This is a genomic window from Rhizobium hidalgonense (assembly GCF_002914525.1).
Lineage (GTDB): Bacteria > Pseudomonadota > Alphaproteobacteria > Rhizobiales > Rhizobiaceae > Rhizobium > Rhizobium hidalgonense.
Genome location: NZ_LODW01000048.1, coordinates 15,590 through 36,516 on the forward strand (window position 1 = coordinate 15,590; position 20,927 = coordinate 36,516).

Here is a 20,927-nt window from a genome sequence, read left to right on the forward strand (position 1 = left end):
AAACCGCAAAATGCACTAGCGTTTGCCGATCGATGGGCTGAACACCATAAGGCTTAGGATCTCGAAAAGTACCTGTGCCCCAGCATGCGCGGTGTTGGTCGTTGCGTCATATTGCGGGGCAACCTCGACGACGTCGCCGCCCACCAGATTTATCCCTTTCAGCCCGCGTATCAGCTCGAGGACTTCACGAGTGGTCAATCCTCCGACCTCGGGAGTGCCTGTACCAGGTGCAAAACTCGGATCGAGGCTGTCTATGTCGAAGGAAAGATAGGTCGGGCCGTCGCCGACGATGGATTTTGCTTTGGCGACCACCGCAGCAATCCCCATACCGCTAATGTCTTCGGCATGGATCACGGTCATTCCCGACGCATAGGAGAATTCCCACAAATATTCCGCCGAACCACGGATGCCAATCTGGATTGTCCTCGTCGGATCGAGTGCGCCGTCCAACACAGCATTGCGGAACGGCCCGCCGTGATGAAACTTGGTTTGATCGAATGCGCCGCTTGTATCGCAATGGGCATCGATATGGATGAGCCCGACCGGCTGTTGCCGGCCGATGGCCTTCAAGATCGGATGGCTGATGGAGTGATCACCACCAACCGAAAGCGGCGCAACGCCGGCGTCGACGATCTGACCCACACGCTTTTCAATGTCGTCGTGGCTGAGTTCGAGCCGGTAGCGGCTTTGGAACGGCACGTCGCCTATGTCGGCCACCCGAAGATCAAAAACCGGCGCCGTGGCGAGAACGTGATTGTAGGGACCGATCCTTTCTATGGCGCGAAGCGCTCTCGGTCCGAAACGGGAGCCCGGGCGGTTGGTGACGCCGAGATCCATGGGTATCCCGGTGATCGCAACCTGCAGATTGCCGAAGTCCGGCTCATCGGCTGCGACCTGCATATAGGGTGCGCTGAGGAATGTTGGTACACCGGCGTATGGCGCCAGTCGCGTGCCGTTCTTGGAGATGATCTTCTCCGCCACTTTCCGAAACTTCTCATCGAATATCCCACCGCCATTGGCGTCCGCGAATTCTGCGCGCAACTGTTCGAGTCGCGTTTTGTCCCACACCATGCGCCTACGTCTCCGCTTCGGTTCCGTCTCAGCCGACAAAGGGGTTGAGAAGGCAATTGGTATCGTTGTAGCAATCGGTATCAAAGAGATATCGAAATGATCGCTGCAAAACCCAATTTACTTGTTTCCCGCCTCTCTGCCCCGCCCATTCCTTCCGTCATCGCCTGGAGCCGCGAATATAGAGGGAGCAAGGGGCCGCTCATCGATCTATCGCAAGCCGTGCCCGGCTATCCCGCCTCTCCGGAGATGCTTCGCCTGCTTGGCGAGGCGGCCGGACAACAGACGATGACCGGCTACGGTCCGATCGAAGGCGAGCCTTTGTTGCGCAAGGCCTATGCGGAACATATCGCCGCGCTTTACGGCGCCGACCTTTCCGCAGGCAATATCCACATCACCGCCGGCTGCAATCAGGCGTTCATGTGCGCGGCGATCGCCCTTGCTGGCGCTGGTGATACGGTGGCTCTCACCAATCCCTTCTATTTCAACCACGACACGACGCTGTCGATGCTGGGGATAGGACGTCGATTGGTTGAGTGCGATCCGGCCAGCGGTTTTCTGCCTGATCCTAGTTCGGCCGAGGCAGCACTTGCGGCCGGCGCCAAGGTGCTGGCAGTCGTCACACCTAACAATCCCACCGGCGCGGTGTATCCGCTGAGCCTGCTGCACGAGCTTTTTGTTCTTTGCCGGAAGTATGGTGCCTGGCTGATCCTTGATGAAACCTATCGCGATTTCCTTGACGAGGATTACGGCCGGCCGCACTCACTCCTGTCCGAGCCGGGTTGGGAGGACACGGTCGTTCTTCTTTACAGTTTTTCGAAATCCTTCTGCATCCCCGGCCACAGGCTGGGTGCCATCACGGCAGGACCCAAACTCGTCGCCGAGATCGCCAAAGTGATGGACAATATGCAGATTTGCGCCCCGCGCTCGGCTCAGATCGCGGTTGCATCGGCCATCCCGGCGCTTGCCGATTGGCGGGCCGGCAACCGGCTGGAAATCGAGCGCCGGGCGGATGCGCTAAAACAGGTCTTTTCCAACCTGGGTGATTGGCAGATAGGGGCGATCGGCGCCTATTTCGCCTTCGTCCGGCACCCCTTCCCCGACCGATCGTCTTCCGAGGTCACCGAAAGACTCGCCAGGGAATCGGGCATCGTCTGTTTGCCCGGGGCCTATTTCGGCGAGGGACAAGAGCATTACCTCAGACTTGCCTTTGCCAATGCGGATGTCGCCTCGATAGGACTATTGTCGGAGCGGCTCCGCTAAAACGTGGTGATCGACCTCCACAGGAAGTTCACGATAGCCACCGCCCCAATAGATGAGCGGGCCTATACCCTGTCGGACTTGGATGGCGCAGATATGTCCGATCAAAATGGCATGAGAATGATGGTGGAATGCCGTTTCGAGCTTGCAGTCCAGCACGGTAAGGGCGTTTTCGAGAACGGCCGCGCCGGTCCTGAGGCGATACCATTCCGCATTGCCGAAGCGTTCGATGCCCTTGCGTCCGTCGAAACCCGCAAAGGATTGCGCCACCTGCTGCTGGTCGGCAGCGAGCACATTCACACAGAAACAGCCGTACCGATGCAACACCGGCCATGAGGAAGATGCGCGGTTGACACTGACGATGACGGAGGGCACCTCCGCCGAAAATGAAGAGACCGAGGTTGCGGTGAAGCCGGTGCGGTCTTGTCCGTCGCCGACCGTGATCACGCTGACCGCACCGGCCAGATGACGCATCGAAAGCTTGAAGTCTGCTTCGCTGATCAAAGCCTCGGCACTCATCGGGCCGGCGTCTGCGTTTTGGTAAAACGGTTTGCCGGCACTGAGAGACCGAGGTTTTCGCGCAGGGTCCTGCCCTCGTATTCCTCGCGGAACAGGCCGCGGCGGCGAAGCTCGGGCAGGACAAGCCTCACGAAATCGTCGAGGCTGGAGGGCAAGGTCGGAAACATCAGGATAAAGCCATCGGCAGCGCGCGTCTGGAACCATTCCTCCATGAAGTCGGCGATCTGGGCCGGCGTGCCTGTGATGCCATTTCCGGTATGCTTCTCGGCATAGTGTCGGATGAGTTCGCCAACGGTATGGCCGCGTGTGACGAAATCGACCAGTTCGTCGAACAGGGCGCGTGAACCCTTCGGCGCCGCCGGCAGTCGATCCATCGGGAAAGGCTCATCGAGAGCGACGTCGCGCAGGTCGGCTTCCAGGAATTCCGACAGCATCAACCGGCCGACATCGGGATGCATCTTGTCGATCAGATAATCGACCTTCGCCTTTGCCTCGGCTTCCGTTTCACCAACGTTGAGGACGATGCCAGGCATGATCTTCAGGTCGTCGGCATCGCGGCCATAAGCCGGCATCCGACTCTTGACGTTTTCATAGAAGGCCCGGTTCCGCTCGATATTCGACGCCAGGCTGAAGACGATCTCGGCCGTGCGCGCCGCCATATCCATTCCGGGTTCCGAACCACCCGCTTGGGCGATGACGGGGCGGCCCTGGGGCGTTCGCGCAATGTTGAGAGGTCCGCGGACCTGGAAATGCCTGCCTTTGTGATTGAGCGTGTGGTGCTTGGTCTTGTCATAATACACACCGTTTTCACGGTCGAGAAGCAGAGCACCTTCCTCGAAGCTGTCCCAAAGGCCGAAGACGACATCGACGAATTCGTTGCCGCGCTCATAGCGTAGCGCATGCGGATCAAGTCCCTCGCGATTGAAGTTGTAGCCGGTTTCATCATGGTCGGAGGTGACGACGTTCCAGCAGACGCGCCCTTTGCTCAAATGGTCGATGGAGGCGAACAGGCGGGCGACATTGTATGGCTCGTAATAACTTGTCGACACCGTCGCAACGAGACCGAGATCGTTGGTCGTGACCGCCAGTGCTGACAGCAGCGAGAGGGGTTCGAAGCGATTCATCTTGGTCGGAATGCGGGCAAGTGCATTCGGATCACCGACGGCGGCAGCCGGAGAATCCGCCATGAACATGAAATCGAACTTGGCCGCTTCGGATCGTTTGGCGACATCGAGCAGATGGGCGAAGTCATTGGCGCCGCCGACATCGCTGGCCGGATGCAGCCACGAGGCCGGATGAAAGCCGAAAGTGTAGACGAAGGTCCCGAGTTTCATCTTGTCAGTTCGTGCCATCGAGCTCTCCCCTTATGCATGCTGCCGATTGAAGGTGGCTGCGCAAATTATCACCAGGCGCAAATTTTCATCAACATCGCGGCGCTAAGGTCCGTTTTAGTTTTTCTAAACGTTCACTTGGGTGCTGACGCCAAAGCTTGCTGACGGGAAATCGCGACGAGCCAGTCGCGGAATTCGCGCCCGCGCGGCTTTTGCAGTGCCGAGCGGTCCCAGGCGAGAAAGTAGCTTTCGCGCAGCGGAATACGCATGTCGACGGGAATGACGAGCGTCTGCGCCTCGAGCTCATCTGATATCATCGACATCTGTGCGAGGACGACGCCGCGCTTGTTGACGGCAGCATCGATCGCGCTGCTCGACAGAGTAAAGGAGCGGCCCGGCGTTGACGCCTCGGACGAGAGACCGGCCATAGCGGCAAACTCCGCCCAGCTTGGGTAAGGCGTGAAGTGCCTTTCCCACTCGACATGCAGAAGCGGTTGCTCGAAAAGATCCCGGGCCGCGTGCGCGCGATCCTGCATCAGCGACGGCGAGCAGACAGGCACGACCCAATCGCGAAACAGTTCCGTATAATGGTCGTGCTGCAGGACGTCCGATCCGTAGCTCACGCGGAAATCGACATCGTCGAAGCCGATCCGGGGCTCCTTGTCCCGTCCGATAATTCTCACTTGAACATCGGGGTGAAGGGCCTGCCAGTCGAAGATGCGCCTGCCGATCCATTTGTTGACGACGGAAGAAAGCGCGCTAAGGACCAGCGCCGTCTCGTTGCGTGCCTTTTCCAACAACTGCTGGGCCAGCGCAAATTGCTCAAATCCCTTCGAGATCTCCTGATGATAAAGCCGGCCCCAGGCGGTCAGCTCGACGGTTCGCCCGCTCCGCTCCAGAAGCGAAACTCCAAGAAAACTTTCGATCTTGTGGATTTGCTGGCTGATTGCCCCCGGCGAGACCTTGAGCTCCAGTGCCGCGGCCGTCACGCCGCCGCAACGCCCCACTGCTTCGAAGGCTTGCAGGCCCTTGAGCCGGATCGTCTTGAAGCGCTCATCGATCACTTGCGCAGCCTCCCGTGATTGGCGCCCATTCAATTCGCTGTCGGATGAAACGTCCCTGCGAACTGGAACCGGTCGCCTGGATGCGTAATCTCGACATATGTCACCGTCCGGCCGTTCTGCCAGGTCTGGCGGATTAGGCAAAGGCAGGCCTTACCCCTTTCGGTCTGCAAGATGCGCGCCGTCGCCGTATCGGCCGAGACGGCGCGGATGACGTGTTTGGCCTTGGACCAGGGAACTTCTGCAAGCAGCCATTTGCCGGGCGGGATCGAGGCGAAGCTCTCCTCGCGCGCCCGTGGGACAGCGTCGAGCATGATGATCCGCCGTTCGATGGCATTAGGTCTGCCATCCACGATATGCAGGCACTGAAGCCTCAGTATCTCTGCATCGGGAGCTTCCGACAGCTGTTGTGCCTCCGTCTCTCCAAGGCGTTCGATCTTACGGGTGAGAAGCTCGAAGCGGTGCTCGTGCCCGGCCAATTCCGCTTCGGTGCTGATATCCTGAATATCCATCACCGTGCGGTCGATCTGGGGCGATGCGACGAACGAACCGGTCTTGCGCCTTCTAACGATCATGCCGCGCTCGACCAACGCCGACAGTGCCTTGCTGACGGTCATGCGCGAACATTGATATTCCGCGACCAGTTCATGCTCGACGGGAATACGGTCGCCGGGCCGCCAATCGCCGCTGATGATTTTCGCCTCGATATCCATGAAAATACGCTGATAAATCGACACCAAGTCCACACCTCGTTCGGCGTCACGATCAAAGTGCCGGAGCGGTCGCGTCACACCGGCGAGATCGCCGCCACCCGGCACAAATTTTGCGTTCCTCGACTTTGACATTGACACTCTAGGCCAGCCTATATCTATTTGTATAGTCAAAAGCGGAGCATAAAAATCCGCGCATTGAAATTAAAACTCGGGAACCAAACTCCTCCGCCGGGGGAATAAAACTGGAGAGATGCTCATGAAAGCAAATTCACTGCTGAAGGGTCTGGTCGGCGCTGCGTTCCTGTTCGGAGCAGCCGTTTCCGCCCATGCGGCCGACACGCTGGCGTCTGTCAAGGCAGCCGGCACCCTCAAGGTTGGCACCGAAACGGCGTTCGCACCGTTTGACTATATCGATGCGGGTGAACATACAGGCTTGAACGTCGACCTTTTTGCCGAGATCGGCGAGGAACTTGGCGTCAAGATCGAGTGGGTGGCTCTTCCCTGGGACGGCGTCTTCCCCGCGCTCGAGGCCGGCAAATTCGATGTCGTCGCAGGTCCTGCAACGATTACCAAGAAGCGCATGGAGCGCTATCGGTTCACGCCGCCGATCGCAGAAGCGACGATTGCCATCCTCAAGAAGGCCGGCGACACGACGATCAGCAAGCCGGAAGACATTGCCGGCAAGACAATTGGTGTCGGCAAGGCAACTGCCCAGCTCGACCAGTTGAAGGAATTCTCCGACACACTGCCGACCAAGGTCGATGTGCGCGAATATCCTGCCTTCACTGAGACCTACGCCGATCTCGCAGCCGGCCGTATTGCCGGCGTCGCCAATTCGCTCCCGAACATCGCCTTTGTCGCCAGCCAGCGAAAGGGCACTTTCGAAGTCGTCCTGCCGCCTTTCGGAAAGAAGTCCTATTTCGGCTTTATCGGTCTCAAGGACGCCGATCATGCCCCGCTGATGGACGCGATCGATGCCGCGATGCTCAAGATAAAGGCAGACGGGCGTATGGCGGAGCTGCAAAAGAAGTGGTTCGGTGCGTCTTTCGACACGCCGGACGCTGTCAAGGACCCGGCATTCTGACCACTGCCGGTGAAATGCACGCGCCCCGCCATCGGTCGGGGCGCAATCTGCCGTGGGAACAGACGTCACGGCCGCAGCACGCAGGCAAGCACCACCCATGTCCACCAAACTTTTCGAACTTCTTCTGCAAGCTTCGATCTACACCGTGACGATTAGCATGGTTTCGATTCTGATCGGCTTTGCTATCGCGATCATTGTTTCCGCCATGCTCCTTTCGCGGCAACGGCTTTTCGTGTTGCCGGGGCAGATTTTCATCAGCTTCTTTCGCGGCGTGCCGCTGCTGGTGCAGTTGTTGCTGATCTATAACCTTCTGCCGGTGATCGGCATCAACGTGCCGAGTATCGTGGCGGCCATCGTTGGCCTTTCACTGTGCACTGCTGCCTATCAGGCTGAAAATCTACGTGGCGGGTTTGCGAGCGTTCCCTCGGGCCTCGTCGAGTCCGCCGAGATGGTCGGCCTCACTCCCATCCAGATCTTCCGCCGGATCAAGGCGCCGATCGCTCTGCGTTTGACCTTTCCGGCGCTCGTCAACGAAGCGATCCTTATTCTGAAGGCTTCCTCGCTGGTCTCCGTTGTCGGGATCGTCGAGCTGACGCGCATGGCCCAGGACCTTGCCGGCAGCACCTTTCTGCCGCTTGAAATCTTCGCTTCCGCCGGTCTGATCTACCTCGCCATCAATTGGATCGTAGCGCTTGCCGGCGGTCTGATCGAACGCTCCCTGCCGGGAGTACCGCGATGACGTTCGATATCAATGTGATTTTCAGCCATTTGCCGGAGATCGCCAGCGGTGCCTGCGTGACAATCGTCATCTGGATCGTCGCCGCTCTTGCCGCTGCCGTTCTGGGTTTCCTTGTCGCTGTCGCGCGGCGTTTTGGCGGGGTGATCCTGGACAGGGTGTTCGGCATTGTCATCGCAGTGCTGCGCGGCACGCCCTTCCTCATTCAGATATTCCTCGTCTACTACGGCGGCCCCTTCGTCGGATTGTCGCTCGATCCGATCCCAGCAGGCGTCGTCGGCCTGTCCATCTACGGCGCGGCCTATTTCAGCGAGATATTCCGCTCGGGCTTTGCCGCCGTCCCGAAGGGGCATATCGAAGCGGGTCTATGCGTTGGCCTGACACACACGCAGATCGTCAGGCGCATATTGCTGCCTGAGATGACCATGCTGGTGCTGCCGCCATCGCTCAACATGACGATCATCCTCATGAAGGAGACGGCCGTGTTGTCGATCATCACCGTGCCGGAACTGACGGCAACACTGAGCGCCATCGGATCGCAGCAATATGCTTTCGTCGAAGCGCTTTTTGTCCTCGCCCTCTTCTACTGGGGGCTGGTCGAAATCACCGGTTGGCTTGGCCGTCTCGCCGAAACGAAACTCACAAGATTCAGGTTTTTCCACATATGAGCGTACCCGCGATCGCAGTCAAAAATCTGGTCAAGACGTTTGGCGATTCCACCGTGCTGAACGGCATCGATCTTGATATTGCCCAGGGACAGGTTTCCTGCGTGATCGGTCCGTCGGGATCCGGCAAGAGCACGCTGCTGCGCTGCATGGCGTTTCTGGAAGAATCGACGAAGGGTACCATTGCCATCAATGGCGAGGTGCTCGGCTTTGCGGAAAATGCGAAGGGCGTAAGGGAGCGATTGCCGGCCGCCGCCAATCGCCGGATTCGCGCCCAGATCGGCATGGTTTTTCAGCAGTTCAATCTCTGGCCGCACATGACCGCGCTCGGCAACGTCAGCGAAGCGCTGAAGACGGTTCACAAGATCAACCGCAAGGACGCGGAGGAGCGGGCAATGGCCCAGCTCGCCAAGGTGGGTCTCGGGGGTCGGGCAAACCACTATCCGTCACAGCTTTCGGGAGGACAGCAGCAGCGTGTTGCCATCGCGCGGGCCCTGGCTCTCAACCCGAAGATCATGCTCTTTGACGAACCAACCTCATCACTCGATCCGGAACTGACCGGCGAAGTGCTCAACGTCATGCGCGATCTCGCTGCCGAAGGCATGACCATGGTCGTCGTTTCCCACGAGATCGGGTTTGCCGCAACCGTCGGCCAGCAGATCATCTTTCTCGATCACGGCAAGGTGCTGTTCACCGGTCCGCCGCAAGAGGTTTTCAAGCGACCTAGAAACCCCCGCCTCGAGCAGTTTCTTGATACCTATATCGACCGCGGAGCCTCGATGTTGCTGTGAAGCTCGTCCTACTTTATCCGTCTAAGCGTTTGGGTTCTGTACGTTATGCCCGTGATATCCCCTATATGGCTGCGCGTATGGCTGCGCGCCGTACCATTGCGAAGCAATCTGACGGCATTGTTGCGCACTCATAGGTTTTTGCTAACGCAACGCCTTCAGCATTCCCTAAATCCTAGCGGGTAAAAGACGATTATCCAGTTCTGGGGAAACAGCTGATGAGCATATCGGGTATTGCGGGCACTGCTCTTTCGGGCATGCGGGCACAGACGACGCGGATCAGCGCGATCGCCAGCAACGTCGCAAACAGCAGCGCGCCTGGTCATACCAGGCTGAACACCAACCTCACCTCCGCTGCATCAGGCGGCGTCGAGGCCATCGTCAGCCCGACGGCGTCGGATGTCGATCTGGCCACCGAACTCACTGACCTGATCGAAGCCGAGCAAAGCTACAAGGCGAACGCCGTGGTCTTCGAGACCGGCGCCGACATGTGGGAAATGCTGATGAGCATCAAGCGCGACTGAGCACGCCGATACCTGTAGACGATTGGCTGGCGCTGAATTTCCGTCAGTCTGAGTAAATGTCAGGAATGCACCGGCTCGCTCTGGCGCTGAGCGGCAAGGGCCGCGAGATCGGCGGGTTTCAATTCGACGGATTCGCCGCAACCGCAGGCCGATGTCTGGTTCGGGTTGGTGAAGGTGAAGCCGGAGCGCAGCGTCGTCTGCTCGAAGCCCATTTCGGTGCCGAGAAGATAGAGCACGGCTGATGGCTCGACCCAAACCCTGGCGCCGTCGCGCTCGATCAGATCGTCCTTGGCATTGGGTTCGGTCACCAAGTCGATGGTATATTCCATCCCGGCGCAGCCGCCCTTCTTGATGCCGACGCGAACACCCTTGGCCTCCGGCCCGGAATTTTCGACGATCGCCTTGACGCGGGCCGCAGCCCCGTCCGTCATGCTCATAATTGCAAAGCCCATCGGCTTCATCTCCTTCCGCAACCGGGGTCAAGATCCGGCGCTTCGTGAATCAAATGTAGTCGCCCGAGGTAAACGGATCAATACCGCGCGCGGTACTGCGTACTAGCGCAGTTCAGTACCAGCCGACGGCGACCTGCGCCTCCTCGGACATGCGGTCCGGCGTCCACGGCGGATCGAAGGTCATTGCGACCTCGACGCCCGACACGCCTTCGACGGCGCCAACAGCATTTTCGACCCAGCCCGGCATCTCGCCGGCAACCGGGCAGCCGGGCGCGGTCAAGGTCATCATGATCTTCACCATCCGGTCATCCTCGATGTCGATCTTGTAAATCAACCCGAGTTCAAAGATGTCGGCCGGAATTTCCGGATCGTAGACGGTCTTCAGCGCGCTGATGACGTCGTCGCTGAGCCGCGCCAGTTCATCTGCCGGAATGCTGGAATGCACGATGCCTTCGCGCACGTCGATCTTCTGTTCGCTTTCGTCCAGGCTCATCACGGACACTCCTCAAGCAAAGAACTTGCGCGCATATTCAAGCGCATCGGCCAGGGCATCGACCTCGGCGCGGGTATTGTACATGCCGAAGGATGCACGGCATGTGGAGGTGACGCCGAAACGTTTCAAGAGCGGCATGGCACAATGCGTGCCGGCCCGCACCGCAATACCCTGCCGGTCGATCACCATCGAGACGTCATGGGCATGGATGCCGGCAAGCTCGAAGGAAAAGATGCTGCCCTTGTCGGGCGCCGTTCCGAACACTCGCAGCGAATTGACCGATTTCAGCCGCTCGACCGCGTAAGCGGCAAGGTCGGCCTCATGGCGGGCGATCGCCTCACGGCCGACCTTCTCCATGTAGTCGAGCGCGTAACCGAGCCCGATCGCCTGCACGATCGGTGGGGTGCCGGCCTCGAAGCGATGTGGCGGATCATTATAAGTGACGGCGTCTTCGGCGACTTCGAAGATCATCTCGCCACCGCCCTGGAAGGGGCGCATTTGGGAAAGCCGGTCTTTCTTGCCGTAGAGCACCCCGATGCCCGATGGACCGTAGAGCTTGTGGCCGGTCATGACATACCAGTCGCAATCGATGTCCTGCACGTCGACCGGCAGATGCACGGCGCCCTGGCTGCCGTCGATCAGCACCGGAATGCCGCGCTCATGCGCGATCCGGCAGACTTCCTTGACGGGAACGATCGTGCCGAGTGCATTCGACATGTGGGTGATGGCGACGAGCTTGGTGCGCTCGGTCAGGCTCTTCTCGAAATCCTCTATGTGGAAGGCGCCTTCGTCGTCGACAGGCACCCAGACGAGCTTGGCGCCCTGCCGCTCGCGGATAAAGTGCCAGGGCACGATGTTGGAGTGGTGTTCCATGATCGTCAGGACGATCTCGTCGCCTTCGCCGATTTTGGGCATGCCCCAGCCATAGGCGACGGTGTTGATCGCTTCCGTCGAATTCTTGGTGAAGACGATATCGTTGACATCCGGCGCATTGAGGAAGCGGCGGACCTTCTCGCGCGATCCCTCATAGGCATCCGTTGCGGCATTGGAGAGATAATGCAGGCCGCGATGCACGTTGGCATATTCGTGGCTATAGGCGTGCGAGATGGCGTCGATCACCACCTGCGGCTTCTGCGCCGAGGCGCCGTTGTCGAGATAGACCAGCGGCTTGCCGTGGACCTTCTCCGCCAGGATTGGAAAATCCCGGCGGATGGCTTCGACGTCGTACTCAGTGGCCGGCACGATCTTGTCCATTGATATATCCGATCAGGCGTGCTTTTCGAGCCAGGCCGAAATCACGCCTTCCAGCGCCTCGACCAGGGCCTCGTCTTCCAGTTCCTCGACGATCTCGGCGACGAAGGCGTTGACCAGCATCGCCCGCGCCTTGTTCTCCGGAATGCCGCGCGCCATCATGTAATAGAGATGATTGGCGTCGATATCGGTGACCGTCGCGCCGTGGCCGCACTGGACGTCATCGGCGAAGATCTCAAGCTCGGGCTTGACCGAAAATTCGGCATCATCGGACATCAGCAGCGTGTTGCAGGCCATCTTGGCATCGGTCTTCTGCGCATCGGGCGCAACCCGGATCATGCCCTGAAAGACGCCCTTGGCGCGGTCGAAGACGACGTTGCGGATCACTTCGGTCGAGCCGGTATGCGGCACGTCGTGGCCGAGCACCATCGTGACGTCTGTATGGCTTTCTGCCCCGAGCAGGTTGATGCCGCGCAGCGTCAGATCGGCGCCCTCGCCCGTCACTTTGATGTGCAGTTCCTGGCGCACCAGCTTGCCGCCGGCGTTGATGACGAACAGCCGGAGCCTGGCGTTGGCGCCGAGATCGATGTGGATCTGGCCGAGATGCGTATCGTCGGCCCCCTGTTGCTGCAGGATGATCCAGGTCAGCTCGGCACCTTCGCCGACCGCGATGTCACTGACGTGGGATACAAGCGCGGCATCGCCGGTCACCGCAAGGTGACGTTCGATGACGGTCGCTTTAACGCCAGCGCCGAAGGTTACAGGAAGGCGCGTATGGGCCTGCCCGCCGGCATGGACGAACTGGATCTCGAGCGGAGCGTCAAGCTCGGTATCGGCAGGTACGTCGACGACATAACCGTCGCGCACGAAGCTGCCGTTGATGCGGCCGACCGCGTCGTCGCTGCCGAGCGCATCGAGCCCGTCTGCGGCGGAGCCGTCGAGCAGATGCTCGCTATAGGCGGAAACGCCAAGACCGTCGGCGGCAGCCTTCTGGTTGGCATGGCCCTGGATCACCGCCAGCACGGCGGAGCCGTCAACGAGCGGCTCAAGCGCGTTGGAACCGGCGTCACCGACCTGCGGCGGCAAGGTGCGCAGCAGGTTTTTCAGGTCGGTGTAATGCCAGGCTTCGATGCGGCGCGTCGGCAGGCCGGCCTTCTTCAGATCGTCGAGAAGCCGGTCGCGCAGCGCCGTCACCGCGCCATTGCCCGGCAGATCGCCGATCTGATGGTTGAAGGCCTCAATCAGCGCCGTTTCGGCCGCAGTCAGGCGGCTCGTCGTCTGCATGTTCATGGACGTCGTCCTTTCCACCCGAAATCAGGCCGCCGCGCCGATGATGTCGGCATAACCATTGGCTTCCAGCTCATGCGCCAATGTCTTGTCGCCCGATTTGATCACCTGGCCCTTGTAGAGCACGTGGACGGTATCCGGCACGATATAGTCGAGCAGGCGCTGGTAGTGGGTGATGACGACAACGGCGCGGTCCGGCGAACGCAGCGCGTTGACACCATCGGCAACGATCTTCAGCGCGTCGATATCGAGGCCGGAATCGGTTTCGTCGAGCACGCAGAGCTTCGGCTCGAGCAGTGCCATCTGCAGGATTTCGGCCCGCTTTTTCTCGCCGCCGGAGAAACCGACATTGAGCGGCCGCTTCAGCATCTCGGTGTTGATCTGCAGCTTGGCCGCAGCTTCCTTGACGCGGCGCATGAAATCCGGCGTCGTCAGCTCGTCCTCGCCGCGCGCCTTGCGCTGCTCGTTCATCGCCACCTTCAGGAACTGCATAGTGGCGACACCCGGAATCTCGACCGGATACTGAAAGGCGAGAAAGACGCCCTTGGCGGCGCGTTCGGCCGGATCGAGCTCGAGAATGCTCTCGCCATTGTAAAGAATGTCGCCCTCGGTGACTTCGTAATCGCTGCGGCCGGACAGCACATAGGAGAGCGTCGACTTGCCGGAGCCGTTCGGCCCCATGATCGCGGCAACTTCGCCGGCCTTTACCGTCAGGTTCAGGCCACGGATGATCTCGGTGCCGTCTTCGGCAATGCGGGCATGAAGGTTTCTGATTTCAAGCATCTTGTTTTTTTCCTATTCATAAAGCGGCTTCAAGGGCCGCCCAATTGACCGTCGCACCGGTCTCGATCCGTCATCCTCGGGCCTGTCCCGAGGATCTAAGCCTTCAATTATATTGCTCTAGTGCTCCGATGCGGCTGTCCGCTTACGTGCGCGGATCCTGGGGACAAGCCCGAGGATGAAGGAACCAGTGTTTAGCCCACGGAGCCTTCCAGCGAAATGCTGATCAGCTTCTGCGCCTCGACGGCGAATTCCATCGGCAGTTCCTGCAGGACTTCCTTGACGAAGCCGTTGACGATCAGTGCGATCGCCGCTTCTGTGGGGATGCCACGCTGCAGGCAGTAGAACAGCTGGTCCTCGGAGATCTTCGAAGTCGTCGCTTCGTGCTCGAACTGCGCCGTCGAGTTCTTCGCCTCGATATAGGGCACGGTATGGGCGCCGCATTTGTCGCCGATCAGCAGCGAATCGCACTGGGTGAAGTTGCGCGCATTCGACGCCTTGCGGTGGGCCGAGACCTGGCCGCGATAGGTGTTGTTGGACACACCGGCGGCGATGCCCTTGGAGACGATGCGGCTCGAGGTGTTCTTGCCGAGATGGATCATCTTGGTGCCGCTGTCGATCTGCTGATGGCCGTTGGACACGGCGATCGAGTAGAACTCGCCGCGGCTGTCGTCGCCGCGCAGGATGCAGGACGGATATTTCCAGGTGATGGCCGAACCGGTTTCGACCTGCGTCCAGGAGATCTTCGAACGGTCGCCGCGGCAATCGCCACGCTTGGTGACGAAGTTGTAGATGCCGCCCTTGCCTTCCTTGTCGCCCGGATACCAGTTCTGGACGGTGGAATATTTGATCTCGGCATCATCGAGCGCAACGAGTTCGACCACGGCGGCGTGCAGCTGGTTTTCGTCGCGCTGCGGCGCCGTGCAGCCTTCGAGATAGGAGACGTAGGCACCCTCTTCGGCGATGATCAGCGTGCGCTCGAACTGGCCGGTACCCTTCTCGTTGATGCGGAAATAGGTAGAAAGCTCCATCGGGCAGCGGACGCCCTTCGGCACGAAGACGAAGGAGCCGTCGGTGAAAACAGCCGAATTCAGCGTCGCGTAATAATTGTCCGAGGTCGGCACGACAGAACCGAGATATTTCCGGACGAGATCGGGATATTCGCGGATGGCTTCCGAGATCGACATGAAGATGACGCCGGCCTTCTTCAGCTCCGCCTTGAAGGTGGTGACGACCGAGACGCTGTCGAAGACGGCGTCGACGGCAATCTTCGGCTTCTCGACGCCAGCAAGAATCTCCTGTTCGCGCAGCGGAATGCCGAGCTTCTCATAGACCTTGAGCAGCTCCGGATCGACCTCATCCAGCGACTTCGGCCCGGGTGTGCTCTTCGGCGCGGCGTAATAATAGATGTCGTTGAAATCGATCTTCGGATAATCGACGCGGGCCCAGGTCGGCTCTTCCAGCGTCAGCCAGCGCCGATAGGCTTCCAGGCGCCATTCCAGCATCCACTCCGGCTCCTGCTTCTTGGCGGAGATGAAGCGGATGATGTCCTCGGACAGGCCTTTCGGCGCCTTGTCCATTTCGATGACGGTCTCGAAACCGTATTTGTACTGGTCGACATCGATCAGGCGCACCTGGTCGATCGTTTCCTGCACGGCAGCCATTTCATTCTCCAATCTCGCCGGATACAAGGTCCGGCAGCTTGTAGCGCTTGGGCAATTCTCTTGCCCTTGATGCCAGGCAATTCCTTGCCCTAGATGTAAGAGGCCAAAAGGGACTTTTCAGCCCGGTTGGCAAGCAGAAATTTGCGTTTCCGCAAGTTTATGACGCGGTCAGGCCGCCTCGCCCGCCAGTCTGCGCCGGCAGGCGATCTTCGCAAAAGCAGCAATCGCCCTGTCGATATCCTCGTCCGTCGTCGAAAAGCCGAGCGAGATGCGTAAGCCCCCCAGTTTGGCGTCACGTCCCATCGCCGTCAGCACATGGCTTTCGCCGAGCCGTCCGGACGAGCAGGCAGAGCCGGCCGAAAGCGCCACGCCTTCAAGATCGAAGGCGATCTGTCCGGTTTCCGCCTTCAGCCCCGGCAGGGTGAAGAAAATCGTATTGGTGACGCGCTCGCCGCCCGCGCCGTGGATCACCACATCGGCTGCTGCCCGACGCATGCCGGTTTCCAGCCGCTCGCGCAGCGCGCCGATTGCCGCATTGCGAGCCTCGAGTTCGTCGGCCGCAGCCTCCGCCGCCGCGCCGAAGCCGATCAGCGCCAGGGAATTCTGTGTCCCCGACCGGTGACCGCGCTCCTGCCCGCCGCCCTGGATCAACGGCCGTGGCATCAGCGCCTCGCCGCGCGCAATCAGCGCGCCGGCGCCCTTCGGCCCGCCGATCTTGTGTGAGGAAACGATCATGAAATCGGCGCCGATCTTGCCGATGTCGAGCCCGATGCGCCCCGCTGCCTGCACGGCATCTACGATGAAAAGCCCGCCATGGGCGTGAACGATCCTTGCTGCTGCCTCCACCGGCTGAACGATGCCCGTCTCGTTATTGACGAGCATGATGGCAACCATCGGCAGGCCGGCGCCCTTGTCATGGGCATCGAGCATCGTAGCGAGTGCATCCAAATCGACGATGCCGGCTTCGGTCACCGGGATCTCCGTCATCTTCTCCTTGGTGAAGCGGCCGCCTTCGCGCACTGCGGGATGTTCGATCGCCGAAAAATAAAGCTGGCCGAGCCCCAGCGGCGTGCGGCCCATGCGGAAATCCGGTGTCAGCACCAGATTGGCGGCCTCGGTCGCGCCGCTGGTAAAGATCACATTGCCAACGTCGGTGCCGACCAGAGCCGCCACTTTGCGACGCGCACATTCGATCGCAGCGCGGGCGGCGCGGCCTTCGCCATGAACGGAATTTGGATTGCCGAAAATGTCGATGGCGCGCATGATCGCCTCGCGTGCTGCAGGGTGCAGCGGCGCTGTGGCATTCCAGTCGAGATAAAGGCGTGGCGGCGCCATGATCTTCAGTCCTGCGCTTGACGAGCTTGCTTCAGCACCCGCGGTTCATTTTCCTTGAAATTTCCGCCGGGCTTGCCTTATGACACATTCACGATGCGTGGATCGCCATGCAAGTTTCGAATTGTTCTAAACTGCGTTTTAGAAAAGCTGACAACACTAGTCAAGTCATGTTGTCGTCCAACGCAGCGCGAACGCGAAATAAAACCCGGAGTACCAATGCCCGAAGTAATTTTCAACGGCCCAGCCGGCCGTCTTGAAGGCCGCTACCAGCCCTCCAAGGAAAAAAGCGCGCCCATCGCCCTGATCCTGCATCCGCATCCGCAGTTCGGCGGCACGATGAACAATCAGATCGTCTACCAGCTCTTCTACATGTTCCAGAAGCGCGGGTTCACGACGCTGCGCTTCAATTTCCGGGGCATCGGCCGCAGCCAGGGCGAATTCGACCACGGCGCCGGCGAACTGTCGGATGCCGCCTCCGCGCTTGACTGGGTGCAGAGCCTGCATCCCGATTCGAAGACCTGTTGGGTCGCCGGCTATTCCTTCGGCTCCTGGATCGGCATGCAGTTGTTGATGCGCCGGCCGGAGATAGAAGGGTTCATGTCGATCGCGCCGCAGCCGAATACTTACGATTTCTCCTTCCTGGCGCCCTGCCCCTCCTCTGGCCTGATCATCAACGGCGAGGCCGACAAGGTGGCGCCGGAAAAAGACGTAAATGGCCTTGTGGAGAAGCTGAAGACCCAGAAGGGCATCCTCATTACCCATCGCACCGTTTCCAACGCCAACCACTTCTTCAACGGCCAGGTGGAAACGCTGATGGGCGAATGCGAGGATTATCTCGACCGCCGCCTGAACGGCGAGTTGGTGCCGGAGCCGGCCGCCAAGCGGATTCGCTAACCTCATCTCACTCAAATTTATCCTATGCGGCACGGTCCAGGCCGCATGGGTCGATTGTGCCGGAACAGATCACCTACCGTGTTGCAATATATATTGCGGTGCGGTAGGGTCCTCGCGATCCTAACTAAAGCGAGGTCCGCAATGACCAAGTCGTTCGGGGAAGTCCTGGATAAGTATAGGGGTATCGGTCCGGGGTTCGACTTTCTTCGAATTGGACTCGCCTTTTCTATCGTACTGACCCATTCCTTTTTGCTGACAAGGAATGATGCCTTCATCAGAGGCTCGGTATTCTGGTTTACCGAATACGCTCTCGTTCCGATGTTTTTCGCCTTGAGCGGATTTCTGATCGCCGGCAGCGCCCAGCGCCTGAGCCTGCGGAATTTTCTGATCAATCGTGGCTTGCGCATCGTCCCCGCACTGGCCGTCGATATCGTCGTTTGTTCGCTGATCATCGGGCCGATCGTCACTATCGTCTATCACGCCGACTATTTTACCGATCCGCGGTTTTTCAAATACTTCCTGAATATCGTCGGCTGGATCCATTACGAGCTGCCTGGTGTTTTCCAGGACAATCCGAGCCAGCGTGTCAACGGCGCGCTCTGGACGGTTCCCTGGGAGATATTCTGCTACATCATCATGTCGTTGCTGATGGTCACCGCCATCGTGAAGACGCGCTATAAGCTGCTTGGCGTGACGATCGCCTATATCTTCATCGGCCTCGTCATTCAAAAGATGCCCTATCTGTTGCCTGGTTCAATCAAGCCGATCGCGCGCTTCCTGTTCATGAGCCGGGGCTCCCAGCTGATAACGGCGTTCATGATGGGCATCGTCGCCTTTCAGTTCAAAGCTCTCATTCCGCATTCCCGCTGGATCTTTGCCGCCGCCTGCCTGGTTTGCGTCATCGCCATTCTGACCCTGGACAGCCGCGCGGTCGAGTCGGTGATCAACCGGCCGATCGTCATCACCTCGCTGGTTTATATCACCGTCTTTATCGGCCTGTCGGAGGTGCCCATTCCCGCCTTTTTCAGGAAAGGCGATTATTCCTACGGCGTCTATCTCTACCATGATCCGTTCCTGCAGATCTGGATCAGCTCATTCCCGACGGTCTTTCTCTATCCGAAATATGGAGCCTTAGCGCTCTACCTCGTTGGCCTGCCCTCGGCTCTCGCCGTCGCGGTGCTGTCCTGGCACTTCATCGAAAAGCCGATCCTCGGCCTTCGCAAGAAGTTCTCCTTCATCGCCCAGGTCAGAGGCGTCGAGGATGGCAATCAGGCTGGGCGCGGATCCGGTGTCCGGCCAGTCGCCGTAAAAAGTTAGGGCCTTGCCGGCCGCCCGTCGGCGGTGAGTTCGAAAGCCAGCCCTGGCATTCCATCGATCCGGATCGGCCCGCGTTCGCGCATGCCGATCTTAGCGAGGACTCGCTGCGAGGCGGTGTTTTCGGGATGGGTAAAGGCGATGAAGCCCGATGCAAACTGCCGTTCGAAGAACCAGTCTGCCAGCGCGCTCGCAGCCTCAGTCGCAAGGCCCTTGCCCCACGCCTCCTCGCGGAAGGAATAGCCGAGTTCGAATTCTTCACTCCTGAACCGCGAAATACCGGCGCGGCCGATGAAGCTGCCATCTTCGCCGATGAGCTTATATTTGGTCGTGCCGTCGCGTGCCTGCTCCTCGAACCAGCCCCGCAGCCGCTCCTCGGCCTTCTCAAGGCTCCACGGCGCATTGCCGGAGAGATACCGGGTCGTCGCCATCGTCGAATGCAACTGCTGCACCAGGGCCGCATCGCCTTCGTCCCACATGACGAAGGCCAGTCGCGGCGTCTTCAGGATGCCACGCTCGCTTGTCATGGCGTTGCCAACACCCCGCCGGTGACGGGAGCGCCGACGCCCGTCGTGCCGGGAAACGTCAATGGCAATCCGTCCAGCGAGCGAACGGCGAGATATGCCCAGGCCTCGGCCTCCATCGCATCGCCGTCAAAACCTGCCTCTTCGGCGGTCAACACATTCGATCCCAGCCCTTCGGCCATGACCGAAAACTCGGCAATGAGAGTGCCGTTCAGCCGTCCGCCGCCGCAGACGATGTAGGTCGACGGGGTCTCGGGCAGAAAACCGGTGGATTGGATAATCGAGGCGGCAGCGACATGCGCCAGCGTCCGGGCGCCGTCCTCAAGGCTTGCCTCGCCGGCCCGAAGCGGCGCGAAATCGCCGCGGTCAAGCGAGCGGCGGACGTTGCCGCGGAAGAATGGGCTTGCGAGATATCGATCTGCGAGAGCGGCCACGACCTTGCCGCGTCCGGCGATCTCGCCGCCGGGATCATAAGCTTGGCCGGTCTGCATCTCCACCCATTGGTCGATCAGCGTGTTGCCCGGCCCGCTGTCGAAGGCCGATATCCGCCCGTCCGTGCCAATGAAGGTCAGATTCGAGATGCCGCCGATATTGATGAAGCAGACCGCCTGTCCCGCCTGCTGAAATTTTCCCGCAAGCGCTGCGTGATACACAGGCACCAGCGGCGCGCCCTGCCCGCCATGCACCATATCGTTGGCGCGCATATCGTAGACCACCGATAGACCGGTGGTCTGGGCAAGTTGCTGCCCGTCGCCGATCTGGATCGTCAGCCCCTCGTCGGGCCGGTGAAGCACCGTCTGGCCATGGAAGCCGAGAACATCGACGGCATTGGCAGAGATCCCGAAGCGCTCCAGGAATGCCATAACGGCAATTGCATGCCGTTGGGTTAACTCCAGCTCGATGTCGCGAAGTTCGGCGGGGCGGCCGTTCCTGTCGGTCAGCGGCCGCGCCAGTTCCAACGCCCGTTTGAGCCGCTGACGGAAATCGGCCTCATAGGGTACGCCCAGGAACGGCCCGCGTTCGATAAAGCCGCGGCCGTCGGTCCTGAGCAACGCGACGTCGATTCCATCCATCGACGTGCCGCTCATCAGGCCGATCGCGGTTCTGACGACATCCATGAGGCTTGCCTCCCATGCGATTCCCGGATGCACTTTTATAAAAACAGTGCTAAACGCGCCGCGACA

22 protein-coding genes are annotated in these 20,927 nt (G+C 59.9%); 8 read left to right on the forward strand and 14 right to left on the reverse strand.

Annotated elements, in window-relative coordinates:
• Window positions 1–15: 15 nt before the first annotated feature.
• Window positions 16–1,071 (reverse strand): agmatinase, encoded by a 1,056-nt coding sequence (gene speB / locus ATY29_RS09990; RefSeq protein ID WP_097532660.1) that lies wholly within the window; start codon window positions 1,069–1,071, stop codon window positions 16–18.
• Window positions 1,072–1,167: 96 nt separating this feature from the next.
• On the opposite strand from speB, the gene ATY29_RS09995 reads away from it, so the two are divergent.
• Window positions 1,168–2,331 (forward strand): aminotransferase, encoded by a 1,164-nt coding sequence (locus ATY29_RS09995; RefSeq protein WP_025416242.1) that lies wholly within the window; start codon window positions 1,168–1,170, stop codon window positions 2,329–2,331.
• On the opposite strand, the gene ATY29_RS10000 is transcribed toward ATY29_RS09995, so the two are convergent.
• The 4 genes from ATY29_RS10000 to hutC all read right to left on the reverse strand — a co-directional run bounded on the left by ATY29_RS10000 (window position 2,308) and on the right by hutC (window position 5,979).
• Window positions 2,308–2,847, reverse strand: coding sequence for a flavin reductase family protein (locus tag ATY29_RS10000; protein WP_003568871.1), 540 nt, complete (start codon window positions 2,845–2,847; stop codon window positions 2,308–2,310). The two genes, ATY29_RS09995 and ATY29_RS10000, sit on opposite strands and share 24 nt — an antisense overlap.
• Window positions 2,844–4,199 (reverse strand): LLM class flavin-dependent oxidoreductase, encoded by a 1,356-nt coding sequence (locus ATY29_RS10005; RefSeq protein ID WP_025416244.1) that lies wholly within the window; start codon window positions 4,197–4,199, stop codon window positions 2,844–2,846. Before ATY29_RS10005 ends, ATY29_RS10000 begins: the two co-directional genes overlap by 4 nt.
• Before the next feature lie 113 nt (window positions 4,200–4,312).
• Window positions 4,313–5,242, reverse strand: coding sequence for a LysR family transcriptional regulator (locus tag ATY29_RS10010; RefSeq protein ID WP_097532661.1), 930 nt, complete (start codon window positions 5,240–5,242; stop codon window positions 4,313–4,315).
• A 29-nt stretch (window positions 5,243–5,271) separates the two neighbouring features.
• Window positions 5,272–5,979, reverse strand: coding sequence for a histidine utilization transcriptional repressor HutC (hutC, locus tag ATY29_RS10015; RefSeq protein WP_097532662.1), 708 nt, complete (start codon window positions 5,977–5,979; stop codon window positions 5,272–5,274).
• Between the two features lie 229 nt (window positions 5,980–6,208).
• Between hutC and ATY29_RS10020 the strand changes: the two genes are divergently transcribed.
• From ATY29_RS10020 to ATY29_RS10040, 5 genes are all read left to right on the forward strand, one after another.
• Window positions 6,209–7,036, forward strand: a complete 828-nt coding sequence (locus ATY29_RS10020; protein ID WP_003568877.1) for a transporter substrate-binding domain-containing protein — start codon at window positions 6,209–6,211, stop codon at window positions 7,034–7,036.
• Between the two features lie 97 nt (window positions 7,037–7,133).
• Complete coding sequence (locus ATY29_RS10025) at window positions 7,134–7,775, forward strand: amino acid ABC transporter permease (protein WP_003568879.1); 642 nt, start codon at window positions 7,134–7,136, stop codon at window positions 7,773–7,775.
• On the forward strand, window positions 7,772–8,440 hold the full coding sequence (locus tag ATY29_RS10030; RefSeq protein ID WP_003568880.1) for an amino acid ABC transporter permease: 669 nt from the start codon (window positions 7,772–7,774) through the stop codon (window positions 8,438–8,440). The genes ATY29_RS10025 and ATY29_RS10030 overlap by 4 nt, the downstream gene beginning before the upstream one ends.
• Window positions 8,437–9,228, forward strand: a complete 792-nt coding sequence (locus ATY29_RS10035; protein WP_097532663.1) for an amino acid ABC transporter ATP-binding protein — start codon at window positions 8,437–8,439, stop codon at window positions 9,226–9,228. Before ATY29_RS10030 ends, ATY29_RS10035 begins: the two co-directional genes overlap by 4 nt.
• A gap of 215 nt (window positions 9,229–9,443) precedes the next feature.
• Entirely contained in the window at window positions 9,444–9,749 is a 306-nt protein-coding gene (locus ATY29_RS10040) for a flagellar basal body rod protein FlgC (protein WP_097532664.1), read from the forward strand.
• A gap of 59 nt (window positions 9,750–9,808) precedes the next feature.
• Here ATY29_RS10040 and sufA read toward each other — a convergent pair whose 3' ends face one another.
• The 7 genes from sufA to ATY29_RS10075 form a co-directional block, all read right to left on the reverse strand.
• Window positions 9,809–10,201: a Fe-S cluster assembly scaffold SufA gene (sufA, locus tag ATY29_RS10045; protein ID WP_003568885.1), complete on the reverse strand. Its 393-nt coding sequence runs from the start codon at window positions 10,199–10,201 to the stop codon at window positions 9,809–9,811.
• A 112-nt stretch (window positions 10,202–10,313) separates the two neighbouring features.
• Window positions 10,314–10,694 (reverse strand): SUF system Fe-S cluster assembly protein, encoded by a 381-nt coding sequence (locus ATY29_RS10050; protein WP_003559708.1) that lies wholly within the window; start codon window positions 10,692–10,694, stop codon window positions 10,314–10,316.
• A 12-nt stretch (window positions 10,695–10,706) separates the two neighbouring features.
• Window positions 10,707–11,948 (reverse strand): cysteine desulfurase, encoded by a 1,242-nt coding sequence (locus ATY29_RS10055; protein ID WP_097532665.1) that lies wholly within the window; start codon window positions 11,946–11,948, stop codon window positions 10,707–10,709.
• Window positions 11,949–11,960: 12 nt separating this feature from the next.
• A complete protein-coding gene (gene sufD / locus ATY29_RS10060) occupies window positions 11,961–13,235 on the reverse strand; it encodes a Fe-S cluster assembly protein SufD (protein ID WP_097532666.1) in 1,275 nt (424 codons plus the stop codon).
• A gap of 24 nt (window positions 13,236–13,259) precedes the next feature.
• Entirely contained in the window at window positions 13,260–14,015 is a 756-nt protein-coding gene (sufC, locus tag ATY29_RS10065) for a Fe-S cluster assembly ATPase SufC (RefSeq protein ID WP_003568890.1), read from the reverse strand.
• Window positions 14,016–14,206: 191 nt separating this feature from the next.
• A complete protein-coding gene (gene sufB / locus ATY29_RS10070) occupies window positions 14,207–15,676 on the reverse strand; it encodes a Fe-S cluster assembly protein SufB (protein WP_003568892.1) in 1,470 nt (489 codons plus the stop codon).
• Between the two features lie 168 nt (window positions 15,677–15,844).
• Window positions 15,845–17,011 (reverse strand): cysteine desulfurase family protein, encoded by a 1,167-nt coding sequence (locus ATY29_RS10075; RefSeq protein WP_097532667.1) that lies wholly within the window; start codon window positions 17,009–17,011, stop codon window positions 15,845–15,847.
• A 216-nt stretch (window positions 17,012–17,227) separates the two neighbouring features.
• On the opposite strand from ATY29_RS10075, the gene ATY29_RS10080 reads away from it, so the two are divergent.
• Both ATY29_RS10080 and ATY29_RS10085 read left to right on the forward strand, forming a co-directional pair.
• The gene (locus ATY29_RS10080; RefSeq protein WP_003568896.1) at window positions 17,228–17,905 is read left to right on the forward strand and encodes an alpha/beta hydrolase; all 678 of its coding nucleotides are present in this window, start codon (window positions 17,228–17,230) and stop codon (window positions 17,903–17,905) included.
• Between the two features lie 141 nt (window positions 17,906–18,046).
• Complete coding sequence (locus tag ATY29_RS10085; RefSeq protein ID WP_003568897.1) at window positions 18,047–19,222, forward strand: acyltransferase family protein; 1,176 nt, start codon at window positions 18,047–18,049, stop codon at window positions 19,220–19,222.
• On the opposite strand, the gene ATY29_RS10090 is transcribed toward ATY29_RS10085, so the two are convergent.
• Together ATY29_RS10090 and ATY29_RS10095 are read right to left on the reverse strand one after the other, a co-directional pair.
• Window positions 19,219–19,746 (reverse strand): GNAT family N-acetyltransferase, encoded by a 528-nt coding sequence (locus ATY29_RS10090; protein WP_025416254.1) that lies wholly within the window; start codon window positions 19,744–19,746, stop codon window positions 19,219–19,221. The two genes, ATY29_RS10085 and ATY29_RS10090, sit on opposite strands and share 4 nt — an antisense overlap.
• Entirely contained in the window at window positions 19,743–20,861 is a 1,119-nt protein-coding gene (locus ATY29_RS10095; protein ID WP_025416255.1) for an anhydro-N-acetylmuramic acid kinase, read from the reverse strand. Before ATY29_RS10095 ends, ATY29_RS10090 begins: the two co-directional genes overlap by 4 nt.
• Window positions 20,862–20,927: the final 66 nt, after the last annotated feature.